The sequence below is a fragment of the Arthrobacter sp. E1SS-5 genome (assembly GCF_057073715.1).
Map to the genome: position 1 here is coordinate 1,846,338 of NZ_CP172703.1, position 17,131 is coordinate 1,863,468.

Annotated in this window: 14 protein-coding genes; 1 reads left to right on the forward strand and 13 read right to left on the reverse strand. The window is 64.3% G+C overall.

Annotated elements, in window-relative coordinates:
* Positions 1–4 precede the first annotated feature (4 nt).
* Complete coding sequence (locus ACIGJD_RS08545) at positions 5–640, forward strand: DUF421 domain-containing protein (protein ID WP_483689128.1); 636 nt, start codon at positions 5–7, stop codon at positions 638–640.
* On the opposite strand, the gene ACIGJD_RS08550 is transcribed toward ACIGJD_RS08545, so the two are convergent.
* From ACIGJD_RS08550 to ACIGJD_RS08610, 13 genes are all read right to left on the reverse strand, one after another.
* Entirely contained in the window at positions 584–1,762 is a 1,179-nt protein-coding gene (locus ACIGJD_RS08550) for an FAD-dependent monooxygenase (protein WP_483689129.1), read from the reverse strand. The genes ACIGJD_RS08545 and ACIGJD_RS08550 overlap by 57 nt on opposite strands.
* 552 nt (positions 1,763–2,314) lie before the next feature.
* A complete protein-coding gene (locus ACIGJD_RS08555; protein ID WP_483689130.1) occupies positions 2,315–2,908 on the reverse strand; it encodes a DUF421 domain-containing protein in 594 nt (197 codons plus the stop codon).
* Between the two features lie 50 nt (positions 2,909–2,958).
* The gene (locus tag ACIGJD_RS08560; RefSeq protein WP_483689131.1) at positions 2,959–3,438 is read right to left on the reverse strand and encodes a MarR family winged helix-turn-helix transcriptional regulator; all 480 of its coding nucleotides are present in this window, start codon (positions 3,436–3,438) and stop codon (positions 2,959–2,961) included.
* Between the two features lie 121 nt (positions 3,439–3,559).
* Positions 3,560–5,089 (reverse strand): phytoene desaturase family protein, encoded by a 1,530-nt coding sequence (locus ACIGJD_RS08565; protein WP_483689132.1) that lies wholly within the window; start codon positions 5,087–5,089, stop codon positions 3,560–3,562.
* Positions 5,089–6,930, reverse strand: coding sequence for a glycoside hydrolase family 15 protein (locus tag ACIGJD_RS08570; protein ID WP_483689133.1), 1,842 nt, complete (start codon positions 6,928–6,930; stop codon positions 5,089–5,091). The genes ACIGJD_RS08565 and ACIGJD_RS08570 overlap by 1 nt, the downstream gene beginning before the upstream one ends.
* Positions 6,923–7,549 (reverse strand): hypothetical protein, encoded by a 627-nt coding sequence (locus tag ACIGJD_RS08575; protein ID WP_483689134.1) that lies wholly within the window; start codon positions 7,547–7,549, stop codon positions 6,923–6,925. The genes ACIGJD_RS08570 and ACIGJD_RS08575 overlap by 8 nt, the downstream gene beginning before the upstream one ends.
* 38 nt (positions 7,550–7,587) lie before the next feature.
* Positions 7,588–8,343, reverse strand: coding sequence for a ZIP family metal transporter (locus tag ACIGJD_RS08580; protein ID WP_483689135.1), 756 nt, complete (start codon positions 8,341–8,343; stop codon positions 7,588–7,590).
* A 94-nt stretch (positions 8,344–8,437) separates the two neighbouring features.
* On the reverse strand, positions 8,438–9,541 hold the full coding sequence (locus ACIGJD_RS08585) for an enolase C-terminal domain-like protein (protein ID WP_483689136.1): 1,104 nt from the start codon (positions 9,539–9,541) through the stop codon (positions 8,438–8,440).
* Between the two features lie 3 nt (positions 9,542–9,544).
* A complete protein-coding gene (locus ACIGJD_RS08590; RefSeq protein ID WP_483689137.1) occupies positions 9,545–11,335 on the reverse strand; it encodes a thiamine pyrophosphate-requiring protein in 1,791 nt (596 codons plus the stop codon).
* Between the two features lie 2 nt (positions 11,336–11,337).
* Positions 11,338–12,993 carry a GMC family oxidoreductase gene (locus ACIGJD_RS08595; RefSeq protein ID WP_483689138.1) on the reverse strand — a complete coding sequence of 552 codons (1,656 nt, stop codon included), beginning with the start codon at positions 12,991–12,993 and terminating at the stop codon, positions 11,338–11,340.
* Positions 12,990–13,631 carry a gluconate 2-dehydrogenase subunit 3 family protein gene (locus ACIGJD_RS08600; RefSeq protein ID WP_483689139.1) on the reverse strand — a complete coding sequence of 214 codons (642 nt, stop codon included), beginning with the start codon at positions 13,629–13,631 and terminating at the stop codon, positions 12,990–12,992. The genes ACIGJD_RS08595 and ACIGJD_RS08600 overlap by 4 nt, the downstream gene beginning before the upstream one ends.
* A complete protein-coding gene (locus tag ACIGJD_RS08605; protein WP_483689140.1) occupies positions 13,628–14,095 on the reverse strand; it encodes a hypothetical protein in 468 nt (155 codons plus the stop codon). Before ACIGJD_RS08605 ends, ACIGJD_RS08600 begins: the two co-directional genes overlap by 4 nt.
* A gap of 592 nt (positions 14,096–14,687) precedes the next feature.
* A complete protein-coding gene (locus tag ACIGJD_RS08610) occupies positions 14,688–16,883 on the reverse strand; it encodes a transglycosylase domain-containing protein (RefSeq protein ID WP_483689141.1) in 2,196 nt (731 codons plus the stop codon).
* Positions 16,884–17,131 lie beyond the last annotated feature (248 nt).

Genomic DNA, 17,131 nt, shown 5'->3' on the forward strand with positions numbered 1-17,131 from the left:
ACGTATGTGGTTCGATACTTGGGCAGATGTCCTTCGTGTCCTGATAGTTGGCACCGTTTCATATGTGGCTCTAGTGCTGGCACTGCGGGTTTCGGGTAAGAGAACCCTTGGACAGCTGAATGCCTTCGATTTCGTCGTTACCGTCGCCATAGGGTCCACCCTTGCGACGATCCTCCTCAGCTCGGACGTCTCCTTCCTCGAAGGCATGGCGGCCCTGGTGCTCCTCGTAGGCCTCCAATTCATCGTGGCCTGGGCCTCAATGCACATGCCGGGAACCAGAGCAGCTGTCACATCGGGACCCGCGGCCCTGGTGATTTCCGGGCAGCTTCAACATGCGGAGCTGCGGCGGAACAGGCTGACCGAATCTGAGGTTCTCCAGGTGGTCCGAGGTACTGGTTCCGGCGACCTGTCCGACATCGCGGCGGTCGTCCTTGAAACAAACGGAACCCTCAGCGTCATTCCCAAGAGCAAACTCGGCAACGGCACAGCCTTACGGGGGTGCGCGGTCTTCCTGAGGATCAGGACCTGGACCACCTTGGGTAGGAGAATTTTCCCGGCACGTTGGGTGAGGCGTAAGCGCCGGCTATTTTGCAACGGTCCGCAGGATCTGACGGGCGATGACTCTGTCGATTCCTGGTAACTGCGTTGCCCGGATGATCCAACGTCGCAGGAGGCGCCGGAAGCGGCTGGCGGGAAGGAATGAAGCAGCTGTTCGTCGCCCTGAAATTTGTGCGGCCTCCACCGTGGGCTTCCATCGCTGCTCGAAGCGCTCAAGAGAAGATGCAATGTCTTCAGCTGAGGCTGTGGTAAGCATGTTTGCCAGGAGTGTGGCACCGGCGACTGCCAGAGATCCGCCTTGCCCTGCCAACAGTGACACGGCGCCACTGGAATCTCCGATGAGAACGACGCGTCCTTTGTGCCATGTCGGCATGACAATCTGGGCGACGAGGTCATCGTAGGGATCGTCAGGGCACAACTGGAGAACGCGCTGCACTGCTTCACCTGTGTCGGCAAATTCAATGCGGAGCCGGTCACGAATGCGGGGCAAGCTGCCATCGCTGCTGGCACCAGTAGCGCCTGCGTCACGGTAGACCAGGAAAGCAGCAACCGAGTCTCCTCGAAGGCCGTATAGGCCGGCCATACGATCGATCGTATCGGTGAGCACAAAACGGTTTCCGAAGGCTGCGTTCAGTTCCGCGTCGTGGACGATGAAGGCTGCCGCACGCATTCCCAGCGGCCGAAGGTACTGTTTTTCAGGACCGAACAGTTGTGCCCGAATCTCTGAGTGGACGCCGTCGGCGCCGATGAGGAGGTCGGCAGCGATGGTCTCTGGAGGAGTTCTCTGGACCCGGACGTACGCGCCTTGGTCGTCGGTTCCCGCGCCGGTCACCTGTGCCCCGTAGCGGAGTTGGATCCTGCCACTGGGAACGTCTTGGAGCAGCGCTTCCCGTGCCGCCTGCTCCATGTCTGGCCTAAGCAGGCTAAGGACCTTGCCGCCTGCCAGTCGGGAGAACCGTTCGTAGCTGATGCTGCAGGTAGGGCGTCCTTTCAGGTCAACGTAGTCAGCTGCGTCGATCTTGTATCCGACGGCTGCGAGGCGCGGGTAGAGGCCGATTTGTTCGGCTGCTTCCACCCCTGCGCCGAAGAAGTCCATCATGTAGCCCTCAGGGCGGGGCGTGGATGATTTTTCGAGCACGAGGACATCCCAGCCGGCCAGCCCGAATTGCCGTGCGGCGACCAAGCCTGCGATGCCTGCTCCCACCACAATGACTTTCACGGCTGTTCCTTTGGCCCCGGCTGGTTCTCTCGTTGCTCAAAAGCAAAGCCGCATTCGCATTGGTAAGTAACTACAGGACCGTCCGGATTGGCCTGCGGAGCTGATTCGTCCACGGCCGGTATCTCGTGCATGAGCTCACCGCAGTGCCTGTGGGAGACCAGCATCCTTCGTACGTCTGGATCGCTTGCGGAAGTGTCACGGTTTTTCATGGGCCTCATGATGCCTCCCATCCTTTCGGGGCGGACTTGAATGTGCGGGTGTAGCGCCGTTGCTTCCATCAGTTTTGTTCCTTCTAGAGTGGGTGACAGTTCCTTTGCAGCGTTCTCACGCAGCATCCAGTCCGGTCCGGGTCGTCTGGGTGAAGGGTGAGCCGGTAAGAGGCCAAGACTTCGGTAGAGGGCGTTCCGACGCGCTTCGTTAGGTCAGCTTCCTCGTCCTCATAGATGGAGGCATCCGCCCAAGCGGTGCAGGCCCTACTCCTGACCCTCTTTCTTGCTGTCTTGTCCAAGTTGCCCTGGGACTGTTGCGGCAGCCCTTTCATTGACTTTCCTGCCCCTTGCCGTTTCCGGAGTCAAAAGGAGTGGTGCCGGTCTCAAAGAGGACAGTGTCAAGGCGCTCCACCCCGCGGACATTGGCGAGGAGTTCGTGCTCCAGCGGTGCGCCGCGTTTGATCACGCTGATCTCACCTGTGGGCTCCAGGATCACGCAGGCGACCTCGCTCCGGTTCCTGATTCCGGCGAGGCGCAGCTTTGGCCACAGCTCCTCTTCCACAAGGTGTGTTCGCTTCAGATTTGAGCGCAGAACTTCGCTGCCTGACATGAGGAGGATGGGCGGGTTGTTCAGCAGGCTCGAGGAACGGTTCCATCGCTGGAGCTGCCCTGCCAGCGCCTGCATAGCGAACAAGGTTGCCAAAGCAAGCAAGCCAGCGCTGAGGGTGGGGGTGTAGCCCAGCGCGGCGCGCCCCAACACAGCACCCAGGGCTACGACCGTGGCGAGATCAGAACTGGACATCCGTGCCAAAGCCCGCTGCCCGAGCAACCGGACTAAGGCTACGAAGGCCAGGTAAATCCCGGCGGTGGACAGAATGACCAACACACCCTGCATGGGCGTCACCGACAGGTCATCCCACATTGTCCACTCCCTCCTCACCGTCCCGGCGCGTGCCGGAAGTCGAAGCCGGACTACATCCCCAGCACCAGGTTCTCAGCGGCAGTAGGCTCTCCCGCAGCCTCGGCGAACAGCGTGAAGGCGGCCGCCACTCTATCCTGGTCGGACGGCGTCAGACGGGTCAGGACAGCTGCGATGTCGCGACGCCGGGCCTCTGTAACTTCTTCAACAACCCGAAGCCCATCTTTTGTCGGAGACACCAGCACCTCCCTGCGGCTTCCGGGGCTTTGCTCCCGGATGATCAGGCCGGCCGCCTCCATCCGGTCGGCGGTCCTGCTGAAACTCGACTGGTGGACTCCGAGCAGTTGTGCCAAGTCACCCATCCTCGCAGGGCCTCGAGAGGCCAGGAGCACCAGGACCCGGAACTGGGGGAGGGACACCGAATCGGGGATTCCCGCCAAGGAGCGGGCAACGATGCCCAGCAGGGCACGCGATGTTGTCAGCGTCTGCTCCAGCGCTTCACGTTCTCGCGCCTGCGCCGTATCCTTATTCATGGCACCCTGCCCAGCTCATGTACCTCCGACCAGCGAGGTAACTTAATCAGATACATATTTTATCTCCCGCCATATGTCGCGTCCAGCACATGCGTTCGGGGACCAAGGGCCGGGTTCTGGTTTAGACCTGATCCACGGTGGAGGTTCCGCCCACGGGTTTATATGAGTCCGCCGGGCTCTGGGTGCTTCCCCTGGATTTTTTAGGAGCGAGATCAGGTGCGGGCAGACCGAATTCATTTTTAAGGGCAGAACGGGCTGCGTACCACCCGCATAGCCCGTGGACGGAGGGGCCGGGCGGTGTCGAGGATGAACAGAGGTAGACACCTTTTGCCGGTGTCTGCCAGGCGTCCGGGGAGATCACCGGGCGTTTGAGCAGCTGCAGCGGTGTAAGGGCCCCGGCAGAGAAGTCACCTCCGACGTAGTTGGGGTTGTATTTGCTGTACTGCTCAGCGGTGATCGAGTGGGTGGCGAGGACCGTGTCCCGGAAGTTCGGCGCGAACTCTTCGATCCTCCGGGTGATGGCTTCAGTCATGTCCGCTGTCGAACCGGCAGGGACGTGGGTGTAGGTCCACAGCACGTGCTGTCCGGCCGGCGCCCGGCTGCTGTCCAGGGTTGAAGGCTGGGAGGCCAGAACAAACGGCTGCTGAGGATGCCGCCCGGCGGCGACCTCGGCTTCTGCCCGGGATATCTCAGCCCTGGTCCCGCCCAGATGGACGGTGGGTGCGTTCATCAGGTCAGGGTTGGCCCAAGGCACCGGGCCGGAGAGCGCGAAATCGACCTTGCTGACGGCGTTGCCGTACCGGAACGAGGCAAGCTTGCGCAGGTAGCCGGTCGGCAGCTCGGCTCCCGCTACTTCCGCCAGTCCCGCTGCAGAAAGGTCCAGCAGGATGGCCTTCGGCCCGGAGGCGCCGCGGAACTCCTCCAGTCCAGTGACAGGGATGTTGAGGACAATGTCACCGCCATGTTCCAGGAGGTCATCTGCCATGGCGTTGGCGATTGATTGGGATCCGCCGACCGGTACCGGCCAGCCACGGGCGTGGGCGTGCGCGACAAGAAGCATTCCCGTGCCGCTGGTAGCCAGGCCTGGCAGGGGGCCGATGCAGTGGCTGCCGACGCCCGTGATCATTGCCGGTGCGGTGTCCTCACGGAAGCGCGTATTCCACCACGGACCACCCTGTTCTACCGTCCGCGCAGCATAGAGGATGGCAGCAACCGGGTGCCGTGGGATGCGAAGCAGCTGGTGCATGGTGAGATCGGTGACGCCGTCGGCACGTTCAACGAGCGGCTGGAAGAGCCGGCGGTATTCTTCCCCGTCACGGCCCAAGCCCTCGGCAGTCCGTCCGAGACTGCGGTACGCGATTCCGGCCCTGGCGGCATCCACTGCATGCGCATAAGAGATGTCGGGCACGATCAGGTCAATCCGGTCCTCCAGGTCAAAGGCCTGAAAGAACGGACTCGCCAATGCCATGGGGTGGACAGCAGAGCAAACATCGTGCCGGAACCCCGGCAGCGTGAGTTCCGAGGTCCTTGTTCCGCCCCCGATCTTGCCTGCTGCCTCGATCACCTGAACTTTCAGCCCGGCGCGTGCCATCGTCACGGCAGCTGCCAGTCCGTTCGGCCCTGCGCCCACAACCACTGCATCCGGTCTCATCAAGAGCGTCCGTTTCCGCGTCCGGTCTGGCTCAAGTTAGCGGCTTCGGGACTGGGTAGAGGCGTGTCGCTGTGCCTTGAGCGGCCGTGTTGGAGTTGCAGGGCGCAGTGGATGAGGGGGAAGTGGCTGAAGGCCTGCGGGGTGTTGCCCAGTTGCCGCTGGTTTTTGGGGTCCCATTCTTCGCTGAGCAGACCGACGTCGTTCCTCAGGTCGAGGAGGCGTTCGAAGAGTGCTTCGGCCTCCTGCCGGCGGCCTATTCCCAGCAGCGCATCGACGAGCCAGAAGGAGCAGGCGAGGAAGACGCCTTCGGTTCCTGGTAACCCATCGTTGCTGGCTTGGGGGTGGTAGCGCAGGACGAAGCCGTCTTCGGTTAGGTGCTCTTGGATGGCGTCGACGGTTCCGATGACGCGGGGGTGGTCGTGGGGCAGGAATCCTACGCGGGGGATTAGCAGGAGGCTGGCGTCCAGCTCTTTGCTTCCGTAGGACTGGACGAATGTGCTGCGTTCGCTGTCGTAGCCATGGGTCATGACGTCTTTGTGGATGGTCGCCCGCAGGGCGGACCACCGCTTTTCGGGGCCGGGCAGGCCATATTGCTGGATTCCTTTGACCATGCGGTCAGCAGCGACCCACGCCATGACTTTGGAGTGGGTGTTGTGACGGCGGGGGCCACGCATTTCCCAGAGCCCGTTGTCGGGCTTGTCCCAGGCGCCTTCAAGGAATTCCATGAGCGCAACCTGGATGTCCCAGGAATCATCACTGCTGCCGTCACGGGAGGCGGCGCGGGTGAGGGATAGCCCGTCCAGAACCTCTCCCCACACGTCCAACTGCAGCTGTGGTGCCGCAGCGTTCCCTGTCCTGACAGGTTTGGAACATTCGAATCCGGACAGCCATGGCAGTTCAATTTCGGGCAGGCGGCGGGTGCCGTCGATCCCGTACATGATTTGGAGCTGGGATGGGTCCCCGGCCACTGCCCGCAGCAGCCACTCACGCCAGGCGGCCGCTTCGTCGACGTAGCCGGCGGCGAGCAGTGACTGCAGCGTCAGGGTCGCATCCCGCAGCCAGCAGAAGCGGTAATCCCAGTTCCTGGCACCTCCCGGGTCCTCCGGCAGGGAAGTGGTGGGGGCGGCCACGATCCCGCCCGTGGGCGAGTAGATGAGCCCTTTGAGGGTGATCAGTGAGCGTTCGACGGCGTCCTTGTACTTTCCTTCCATCCTGCTGCGGCCCGTCCATTCCCGCCAGAAGTCCTCCGTGGTTTGCAGCGCCTCGGAGGCGTCGGTCTTCGGCGGCGTGGGACTGCTGCTGGGCAGCCAACGGAGAACGAAGGGTACTTTTTCGCCGGCCCGCACGGTGAATTCGCTGACCGTGCGCATGTCGCGGCCTTTCAGCGGCGCTTCCGTGGTGAGGTAGGCAGCGTCGGGGCCGGCGATCGCGGTGAGGCCGTGGTCTGCGCGCCTCACCCAGGGCACGATGTGCCCGTAGTCGAAGCGCAGGCAGAGTTCGCCGTACATCTGCACGCTGCCGCTGAGCCCTTCGACAATGCGGACCATGTCCGCGGCGTCATCGCGGATGGGCATGAAGTCGGTGACCCTGACGCTGCCGTCGGCGGTCTCCCAGTCGGTTTCGAGGATCAGGGTGCCCGGGCGGTACCGCCTCCGTGTGCATTTAGGCGCGCCTGCCGGTGCCAGGAGCCATCGGCCGGCATCGGGTGTGTCCAGCAGGGCCGCAAAGCAGGCAGGGGAGTCGAAGTTCGGCAGGCACAGCCAGTCAATCGATCCGCTGGTACTGATCAACGCTGCCGTGTGCAGGTCCCCGACAAGTGCAAAATCACTGATCTCAGGCATCGTTTCCCTTCCTGTCGGCACCCTCGATGAGCTGGGACGGTTGCAAAGAGCGGGAGGCAGAGGTGCGGCCTGCCAGAAGGGCCACGGCCAGGGCCCCGAGGAAGGCAGCTGCAATCAGGACTGGACGGGACCAGCGGGGCTTTTCAGGTAAGCGGACCCGGTGCGCGCCCGTCCCGGTCGTGGTGACCTCACCCGGGGACAGCGCCCATTCGGACGGGGCCGGAAAAATCCCGGGTGGCAGTTTTTCCTCCCGGAGCTCCCGTCGGTGAGCGAGCCGCTCCCGGACTTCCGAGTTTGGGGCAGGTGCCACATTGTCTGCTGCCAGTGCTGTTGGGTAGTCGATGATGTATGGCTCGCCGTAGAAGGCCGAGGACGCGACCGATTCCAGCCAGGTGTCCGGCGGGGGCTGGACGCCATGGGCGGCGAAGGCCGAACGCAGCATGTCCTGGATATCGTCCAGTGCCCTGCCCTGTGCCTGTCGTGTGACGTCGAAGATGGCCAGCTGGAGGTGCAGCTTCTCATCGGCCATTGGGTCCTTGGCTGTTGGGTCCTGTCCGGTGGGGTCGGTGGGCAGGGGTTCAGCGTCTGCAGGGTCGTTGGTACCGGGATGGGTTGTCATGGAGAACCTTTCGGTCGTAGTCGGCCTCGGCTCACGGCTCAGCCGCCTACCTGGTCCACCGTGAAGGCGGCGAGGAATCCGGCGGCGGCGATGAGGCCGGTGAGCAGATGGTGTTCTTCGAAGGCTTCGGGGATCATGGTGTCGGCCAGCATGGCCAGGATGGCGCCGGCGGCCACGGCGGTGATAAAGGCGACGACCTGGCTCGGTGCGCCCTGCAGAAGCAGGAAGCCGACCAACGCCGCGATACCGGACAGGACGGCGATACCGACCCAGACTCCGAAGACGTATTTGGCGCTGCGGCCGGCTCTTTTCATACCGGCCGTGCTGGAAAGGCCTTCGGGGACGTTGGAGATGAAGACGGCGGCCAGCATGGCCGGGCTGACCGCGCCGGCAGTGACCAGTCCCACGCCGAGGACCACTGATTCCGGGATCCCGTCCAGCAGGGCCCCGATGGCGATGGCGGTCCCGCTGCCGGGTTTCTGCTGCTCTGAGGGCTGCTTTCCGTTGGAGCGTTTGCGGTGCTTGGCGCCTTTGAGGGCAAGGAGCGCGTTGGCGGAGACGTAGACCATGGCGCCGGTGGCGAAGCCTCCGATGGTGGGCCACAGGCCGCCGCCGTTGACTGCTTCTTCCACCAGTTCAAAGGCGAGGGCAGAGATCAGCACGCCGGCGCCGAAAGACATGACAGAAGAGACGATTTTCGAGGGGATCTTCCACTTCCATGCCAGGGCGCACCCGACCACCAGTGCACCGCCGGCGATCGTGCCCCACATCCAGGCCTGCAGCCACATCGGCATCAGGAACCCCCTGCCGTCGTACGAACGATGCTGGTAATCCTTCTGTTCACTGCGTTCCCATTTCTCTTGTCGTCATGCTGCAACTGGCCATCACTCACACCCGGTACCGGTCCGCATCAGCGGCGCGGAAAGCTAATCCGTTGCCCGGTCCATCTCCTGGCCGTACCCATCCGCCTTGCGGATCCAAGGTGCCCTCGAAGAAGAGGTTTTCGATGCGGACGTGGTCGTGGAACCATTCGAGGTGGCGGAAGTTGGGGGTGGCGGCGGCGACGGCGGTGCTCAGGTGGGGTGCGCAGTGGCCGGAGATTTCCAGGCCGTGGGCTGCGGCGACGGCCGCGATACGGAGCCATTCGGTGATCCCGCCGCACCGGCTGACGTCCGCTTGGAGGCAGTCGATGGCGTCGGCGGCGCACAGGCGCTGGAAGTAGGGGAGGCCGGTCCCGTATTCGCCGGCCGCCACGTCAGCGTCGACGGCATCCCGCACCACCCGGAGCCCGGCAAGATGGTCACTGGAGACGGGCTCCTCGAACCACGTTACGTTCTCAGCAGCAATAGCACGCATGACGCGGATCGCCTGCTTGGCGGTGTAGGCGCCATTGGCGTCGACAAACAGTTCCACGCCAGGGCCGACGGCGGCACGCGCCTGGCGGATGCGCTCCAGGTCCCTGGGCACCTTGGTTCCATTGTCCTGGCCGATCTTAATCTTCACCCGTGGAATGTGCTGTCCCTGGGCCCAGCCCTCCAGTTGGCTCCGAAGCTGATCTTCCGAATAGCTGGTGAACCCCCCGCTACCGTAGACCGCCACATCGTTCCTGACCGCGCCGAGGAGTTTGTGCAGCGGCAGGTCCAGGAGGCGGGCCTTGAGGTCCCAGAGGGCGCAGTCGACGGCGGACACGGCGTAGGACGCCAGTCCGGTGCTGCCGGGGTTGCGCACCGCCCGGGCCATTGCCCCCGCAGCGGCCGGCACGTCCAGGGCGTCAATGCCGTGGACAGCGGGACTGAGCAGCCCTTCCACCAGGCCCGCTGTGGCGGCCGGCGCGTACGTCCATCCCATGCCCGTGGTCCCGCCCGCCGCGGCCTGGACCAGCACCATGGTGGTGGAGTCCCAGCTGAAGGTGCCGTCCGCTTCGGGCGCGTCAGTGGGCACCCTGTAGGCCGCCGCCTGGACGGAGGTGACGGGGGCCTCGGCTGGGGGCACGGGTCAGCCCTCCTTGTGCGGCAGGAATTCCTGGATCTTGGTCTTGACGCCTTCCTTCACCACGCCCCAGGCGCTGTCATCGCCCTTGACCATGGCTTCGGCTGTCTTCCGTGCCTGTTCCAGGGTGGCGTGCGGTGGAATGGGCGGAATATCGGGGTCGGTGCGGACGTCCAAAAGCGTGGGCCTGTCAGCGGCGAGGGCCTTCTCCCAGGCCGGGCCGACGTCGTCGGGATTGTCCACGTGGATGCCCTGCAGTCCCAGGCTTTCGGCGAACCCGGCGTAGTCCACGTCCGGGAGTGCCTGGGATTCGCGGAAGGCGGGCACTCCGCCCATGGCCCGCATTTCCCAGGTGACCTGGTTGAGGTCGTTGTTGTGCAGGACGGCCACCACCAGGCGGGGGTCGTCCCATTCGTGCCAGTAGTGCTTGATGGTGATCAGCTCGGCGAGTCCGTTCATTTGCATGGCACCGTCACCGGCGAAGGCGATGGCCGGGCGGCCGGGGTGGGCGAATTTGGCGCCGATGGCGTATGGAACACCGGGGCCCATGGTGGCCAGGTTGCCTGACAGTGAGCCGCGGACCTCTCCCCGGAACTTCAGCTGCCGGGCGTACCAGTTGGCTGACGACCCGGAGTCGGCGCTGAGCATGGCATTGGCCGGCAGCCGGGTGGAGAGCTCCGCGAACAGCAGCATGGGGTTGACCGGATCGGCGCTGACCATGGCCTCATCATGCATGGTTTCCCACCAGCGGCTGATGGATGACTCCAGGCCTTCCTGCCAGGACCGGTCCTGCTTGCGCTCAAGGTGCGGGATGAGGGCACGCAGGGCGGTGCCGGCGTCGGCCACGATGTTGAATTCGTTGGTGTACCTCAGCCCAATCATTTTCGGGTCCACGTCGATTTGCACGCCTCGGGCCTGGCCGGGCTCCGGCAGGAACTGGGTGTAGGGGAAGCTGGAGCCGACCGTGAGCAGGGTGTCGCAGTCGCGCATCATCTCGTAGCTGGGGCGGGTGCCCAGCAGGCCGATCGATCCCGTGACGAAGGGCAGGTCGTCGGGCAGCGAGTCCTTGCCCAGCAGGGCCTTGGCCACGCCGGCACCCAGGAGTTCGGCGACTTCACGGACCTCGGCGGCCGCTCCGCGGGCACCCTGTCCGATCAGGATGGCTACCTTGGAGCCCTCATTCAGGAGTTGCGCGGCGCCCCTGATCGACTCACTGTCCGGCTGGATGTCCGGCCAGCGGATTCCGACGCTGGAAGGCACCATCTTGAATTCGTGCGTGGGGGCGGCGTATTCGAGTTCCTGGACGTCCGCTGGGATGATCACGGCCGTGGGTGCCTGCTGCGCCTCTGCAATCCGGATGGCACGGTCGATGACGTTGGGCAGTTGCTGCGGAACGGTGACCATTTGGACGTAGTCCGAGGCGACGTCCTTGAACAGGGTCAGCAGGTCCACCTCCTGCTGGTAGGACCCGCCCATGGCGCTGCGTGCGGTCTGTCCCACGATGGCCACTACTGGAACATGGTCCAGCTTGGCGTCGTACAGCCCGTTGAGGAGGTGGATGGCGCCGGGACCGGAGGTGGCCATGCAGATGGCGGCGCGGTCACTGAACTTGGCGTAGCCCACAGCTTCGAACGCGGCCATCTCCTCGTGCCGGGCCTGGATGAATTTCGGCTGGTTGCCCGCCTTGCCGAAGGCGGCCAGGATGCCGTTGATGCCGTCTCCGGGGAAACCGAAGACCTTGTCCACGCCCCACTCGCCCAGGCGGGAGAGCAGGTAGTCAGCCACTGTAGTTGCCATGATCAGTCTTCCTTCGTGCTCATCGGAACGCCCCTGCGGGCGTCTTGGACCAGGACGCCGGCCGCGCGGGCCGCCAGCGCCATGATGGTCAGGGCCGGGTTCGCGCTGCCCTGGGTGGGCAGGACACTGCCGTCGGTGACCAGCAGGTTGGGTACTGCGAAACTGCGCAGGTTCCGGTCCACCACGCCTTCCTGCTCGCTGGCGGCCATCCGCGCGCCGCCCACCAGGTGCGCGTAGCGGTTGATGGTGATGACTTCCTCCGCTCCGGCCGCGGTCAGGATCCGCTCCATGACCTGCTGCGCTGCGGACATCAGCTGCCGGTCGTTGTCACACTGGCTGTAGCTGAAGCGGGCCACGGGGATGCCGTGGCGGTCCGTTTCGTCCGCCAGCGTCACACGGTTCCCTTCCAGCGGGAGGAACTCGCAGAGCGCGCCCAGGCAGGCCCAATGCGGGTAGTCGCTCATGTACCGGCGGAGCGCCGCGCCCCAGTGCCCCTGCGCTGCAACATGCTCCGCCCACGTGATGGGGAGCGGGGAGACACACTGGATGGAGAAGCCGCGTTTGTAGGGCTTTGACGGGTCTGTTTCGTAGAAGTCCTCGGTGCTGACTTCCGGGGGAGGGGCCTTCCACATCCGCACTTCGGCCTGGAACCGCCCGGCCGTCTGGGGTGCGCCCTGCACCATCAGGTAACGGCCCACCTGGTCGAAGTCGTTGCACATCCCGTCCGGGAAGCGCGGTGATGTGGAGTTCAGCAGCAGGCGGGGCGTTTCGATCGAATAGCCTGCCACGGCCACCAGGCGGGCGCGCTGGAACCTTTGAATGCCGCCCTGGACGTATTCGACGCCGGATGCCAGGCCGGTGCGTTCGTCCAGGCAGATTCTGGTGGCCATGGAGTCGGGCCGGATCTCGGCGCCGTGCGCCAGGGCGTCGGGGACGTGGGTGATCAGCGGTGAGGCCTTGGCGTTGACTTTGCAGCCCTGCAGGCAAAAGCCGCGGTAGATGCAGTGCGGACGGTTGCCGAACCGGCCATTGGCAATGGCCACCGGCCCCACCTTCGCCGTCACGCCGCAAGCATCGGCCCCCCTCAGGAACAGCTCCCCGTTGCCGGAGACCGGGTGCGGCCGGTGAGGGTAGCTGTGCGGATCACCCCACGGCCAGTGTTCGCCGGAAACCGGCAGTTCGGCCTCTATCTCCTCATAGAAGGGCCGGAGTTCGCCGTACTCCAGCGGCCAGTCCGCCCCCACACCGTCCGCGCTGAGGGTGTGGAAGTCGCTGGGATGGAAACGCGGCGTGTAGCCGGCGAAATGGACCATCGAACCGCCCACGCCCCGGCCGGAATTATTGGAACCCAGAGGCACCGGGTCTGTTCCGGCGATCACCCGCGGTTCGGTCCAGTACAGGTGGTGCGAGCCGGCCTCATCGCTGACCCAGTCCTGCTCGGGCTCCCAGAACGGCCCCGCGTCCAGGCCCACGGCCCGCCAGCCGGCCCGCGCGAGACGCTGGAGCAACGTAGCGCCACCGGCGCCGCAGCCCACAATGACGATGTCCACCTCGTCGTCGTCGCCGTACCGGCGCATGTTTTCCCTCAGCCCCAGGTTGCTGCCGGGGCCCTTTGGCAGCAGCCAGGCGGATTCGTTGCGTTCCCGCAGGCTGCTCATGTGTCAGCCCCATGCGTGGGATCCGCTTCAGGCCGGACATCGCGCACCTCGAACGGTTCCAGCCGGTCCACGCCCAGGTTCTTGTAGCCACGGGGGTAGGCCGGGCCGGCGAAGCCGATCTCATCCCAGGCCAGGGGATGGGAGTAGAAAGCGGTGCAGGCATACCGCGTCCACAGGCTCCAGACACGGTCCGCCGGCAACCCGTGCCAGAGATCGCGGTCCAGGTCGCAGATGTCCTGCAGCAGCTTCGCTTGACCGTCCAGACTGAGCAGGGCGAAGGTGCAGTCCATCCGGGACCGGGCCTCCTGGTCGAGTGCGGCCAGGGAGGCCCGCCAGGCCTCGCCGTCCCGGGGCATGTTGTCGTAGTGCCAGCCGTCGGTTTCCTCCTCGGCCAGGCGCGCGTCCACCATGTTCACCACCGGCACCCGCGGTTCCGCGTGCTGGTCCAGCAGCTGATCAAAAAGGGCGCGCGCTGCGGCTTCCTCCGCGGGGGTGAAGAAGCGCACGTCCGGAGGCAGTGCCATCCTGGACTGTACGACGGCGGCCGTTACCGGGTCCCAATGCCGCGCCTGGGCAAGGGTGCTGAAGCCCGGGTAGCGCCCGCCGCCGTCGTCCCTCTGCAGGGGGAGCCCGGTCACGGTTCCCTCCTCAGCACCGAGGCCAGCACACCCATGCCGCCCACCATGGTGACCAGCAGCGGCGCGAACAGCGGCGGCCCCATCTCCAGGTTGTAACGCAGGTTGGACAGGCCACCCGGCTTCTGCCGGATACCCTGCAAATGCAGCCACGTGCCCTGCAGGCCGTTGGCTACGATCGCGGCGCTGGCCAGCGGAAGCGCCGTCTTGGCCATGCGCCGGCTGAAGACCCCGGCCACCCCCGCAGCAGCCCCCAACGGGCCAAGAGCGACCGGGGCCCACATCCATTTGTTGCCGAAACTCGCTTTGTCATGCTCAAGGAAGATCTCCGCGGCGGTGACCAGGGCCCCGGCCGCGGTCAGGGCCGAAAGGGACCGCTCAAACCGGCCAGTCTGCACGTTCCTGATGAACCGGTCGATCCCATGGACCGTTGCCGCTACAGGATCTTCTGCGTGTTGTGTTCTCACAATTCTCCTAACCTGCCACGGGAGGTTTCTTGCACATCGGGGGATGCGTTATCGCAGCGTCTACAGGCCGGCGAAGTAGCTTCTGCAACGATCCCCGTAAGGAACCACCTCGCAGTGGTCTTGGCAAAGTCACCTTGGCGGCCTGGCTGCCGGATCGGGTTCACCCCTGCAATGCTGCCCGCGCTGTGACCGCGGCCGCTACCCGCGCGCCGGAACTCCGGGAATACGCGGCAGGCCAGCGATGCATTCGGGGAAAATCGACCAGTTATTGGTTGGCCACGGCCAGTCTCGGCACTTCCGACGGCCGCTTCACCACAGGAATCCAGTGGTGAAGCGGGCCTTCGGAAAGTCCAACAAGCCATATCTCCATTGAACTCCAACATATGCCGTGCAGCAATAGTTAACGTTTAGCATTTATGCCCTAGTGCCTGGATAAACCGAACTTCTCGCAGTCTCTCCGCACGTTCCGTCAGTAGGAGAGTGCTTCCCGGGCGGTAGTACACCCAAGACTGCCGCAATGGTCCGGGCCTCGCGGGAGTTGAAGCCGCGCAGGAAAAGTGAGAACAAGCTACTGCTGCTGGTCTGGTAGGACTTAACGACCGGCCGAGGGGCGCGTAGTAGGCCGTATGCCGTCCGTGCGGGTTCCGTATGCCGTGTTGTCTCGGGAGTTGTTCGGCGACTGTTTCTGCGGCGTTCTGAGCATGGATGCTGGTGGGGGCGGGAAGTTGTCAGTGCTGAACTTCGGGGCTGCCTGGTTCATGAAGCGTGCCCACTGCATGCCGGCGAGGTCCGCACCGTTGACGACGCTGTAGTAGCGGCCGTTGATGGTGATGTCCTGGTTTATCCATTGCGGTCCGGTGCCTTTGTAGCTGCCGAACCAGGAGGCGGTTGCGACACCCGCGGTGGCACCAACCGTCCAGGTGTTGATGTTCCCGTCGGTTGTCCCGGTCTTGGCGAAGATGTCGTAGCTGGTCTTGTCGACCGGCAGTTTGTATCCCGATCCTTTGATCAGGACGTTCTTGAGCGCGTACGTGACCCCGGCTGCCACTGCGGGTTTGATCGTGCGGTGGCAGTCGGCTGAGGGGACGGGGAGCTGGTTGCCGCGGCTGTCAGTGATGCCGGTGAGTGCTGTGGGGCTGCAGTAGGTGCCGCCGCTGGCGAATGTGGCGTAGGCGTTGGCCATGGTCAGCGGCGCGACGTCAACGGAGCCGATGAGGTTGGAGATTTTGGAGAAATCGTACGGAGCGTTGGTGTGCCCGTTCCTGATGCCGGCCGCTGTGGTCATTTTCTGGACATTGCAGAGATCGAGCTGGCTGGCGGACTGGAACGTGATGGTGTTGATGGATTGGTACAGGCCCTGCAGGACGCTCATTTTGTAGTAATGGTTTGGATCGTCGTTGGGGAGCAGGTGGGTGCCGGCAGCGGGGTCGTACGCCCCCGATGTAGTGCCGCAGCTGTTCTTCCAGGGGTATCCGGTCGGGTACTTTCGCGCTGCGCCGTTGAGGATGGTGTTCATTGATTTCCCGGCGTTGAGCCACTGGGCGAAGATAAAGGGCTTGATGGTGGAGCCCACCTGGAAGCCGCCGGCTCCGTTCAGGGAGTTGCCGTTCTTGTCGTTTGCGGGGAGGGCGAAGTTGCCCATGTAATTTCCCGGGGCAGGGGCCGGATCGTAGTGCGTGTTCTGTGCCATGGCCAGGACTTTTCCGGTGCCGGGCTGAATGCTGACCAGCGCCGTTCCCCGCTGCAGGGGGTCACCGGCTGACATGGTGGCACTGACAAGGGCCTGGGCTTTTTGTTGCAAGGCAGGATCGAGGGTGGTCCGGATGGTCAGGCCGCCGCTGTACAGGAGGGCGCGGCGCGCGTTTTCGTCGGCCCCGTAGGCGGGGTTGTTCAGGATGAGCCTTTGGACGTAGTCGCAGAAGTATGGCGCGGTCCGGGCTGCCACGCAGCCTTGCCGTGTGGGGTGGAGGTCAAGGCCGATGGGGCTCTCCACGCTTTTGGAGTGGGCCGCGGCGGTGATCCGTCCCTGCTCGAGCATCTTGTCCAGAACCAGGTTCCGCCGTGCGAGCGCGTGGTTGGGCTGGGTCACCGGGTCGTAGAAGGACGGATTGTTGATGATTCCGGCCAGTGTGGCCGCCTGGTGCAGGTTCAAGTCCTTCGCGTGGACCCCGAAGTAGTACTTGGCGGCCGCCTCGATGCCGTAGGCATTGTTGCCGAAATAGATGATGTTCAAGTAGCCCTGAAGGATCTGGTCCTTGGTGTGGGTCTTTTCGAGCGAGACCGCTAGTTTCATTTCCCTGAGCTTGTCGCGCAGGGTTTTTTCGGGCCCCAGTCTCACGTCGTCGGGATGTCCTGCGGTGATGTGCGATTGGATGATGACGTTGTTGACGTATTGCTGCGTGATTGTCGAGGCGCCTTGGCGCGCACCACCGGCGGTGGCGGCGAGGGCCCGGAGGATGCCCACCGGGTCAGTGCCGCCATGGTCGTAGAAGCGGGCATCTTCTATCGCGATGATGGCGTCCTGCATGGACTGCGCCATGCTGTCCAGCGGCACGCTGTCCCGGTTCTGGCTGAAGAAGGTGGTTATCAGGGACCCGTCGCTGGCCAGGACCGTGCTGGCCTGGGCCTGCCTGCCGATCTCCAGTTCATCGGGAAAGCTGCTGAGCAGCCTGTTCGAAAATCCAGCCGCCGAGGCGCCGGCTGCCGCGAAGGGAAGCGCCAGTGCGGTCACCAGGACCCCGGCCAGTGCGCTGACAACGGTGAAGAGAAACAGTTTTCCCAGGAACATCCTTGACCTCAGCAACAGGAATCTTCCTTCCCTTTCGTGTCTGCACCCCTGCGGCCACAATGGCTGGCTACTTGCCTTGCGGAACCGTGCTGGTTCCGGGATCGCGCTGCCGCAAAGCCATAACAAGGCGCATCATATGTTCGACGGCATGGGTTCACGCTAGCAGTGGCGTCGGCAGTCGGTGGGTGATTCTCGTTGTCCGGCCGGGATCGTTCCTCTACCGTTATGTCACCAAGGCCGTGGGCGAC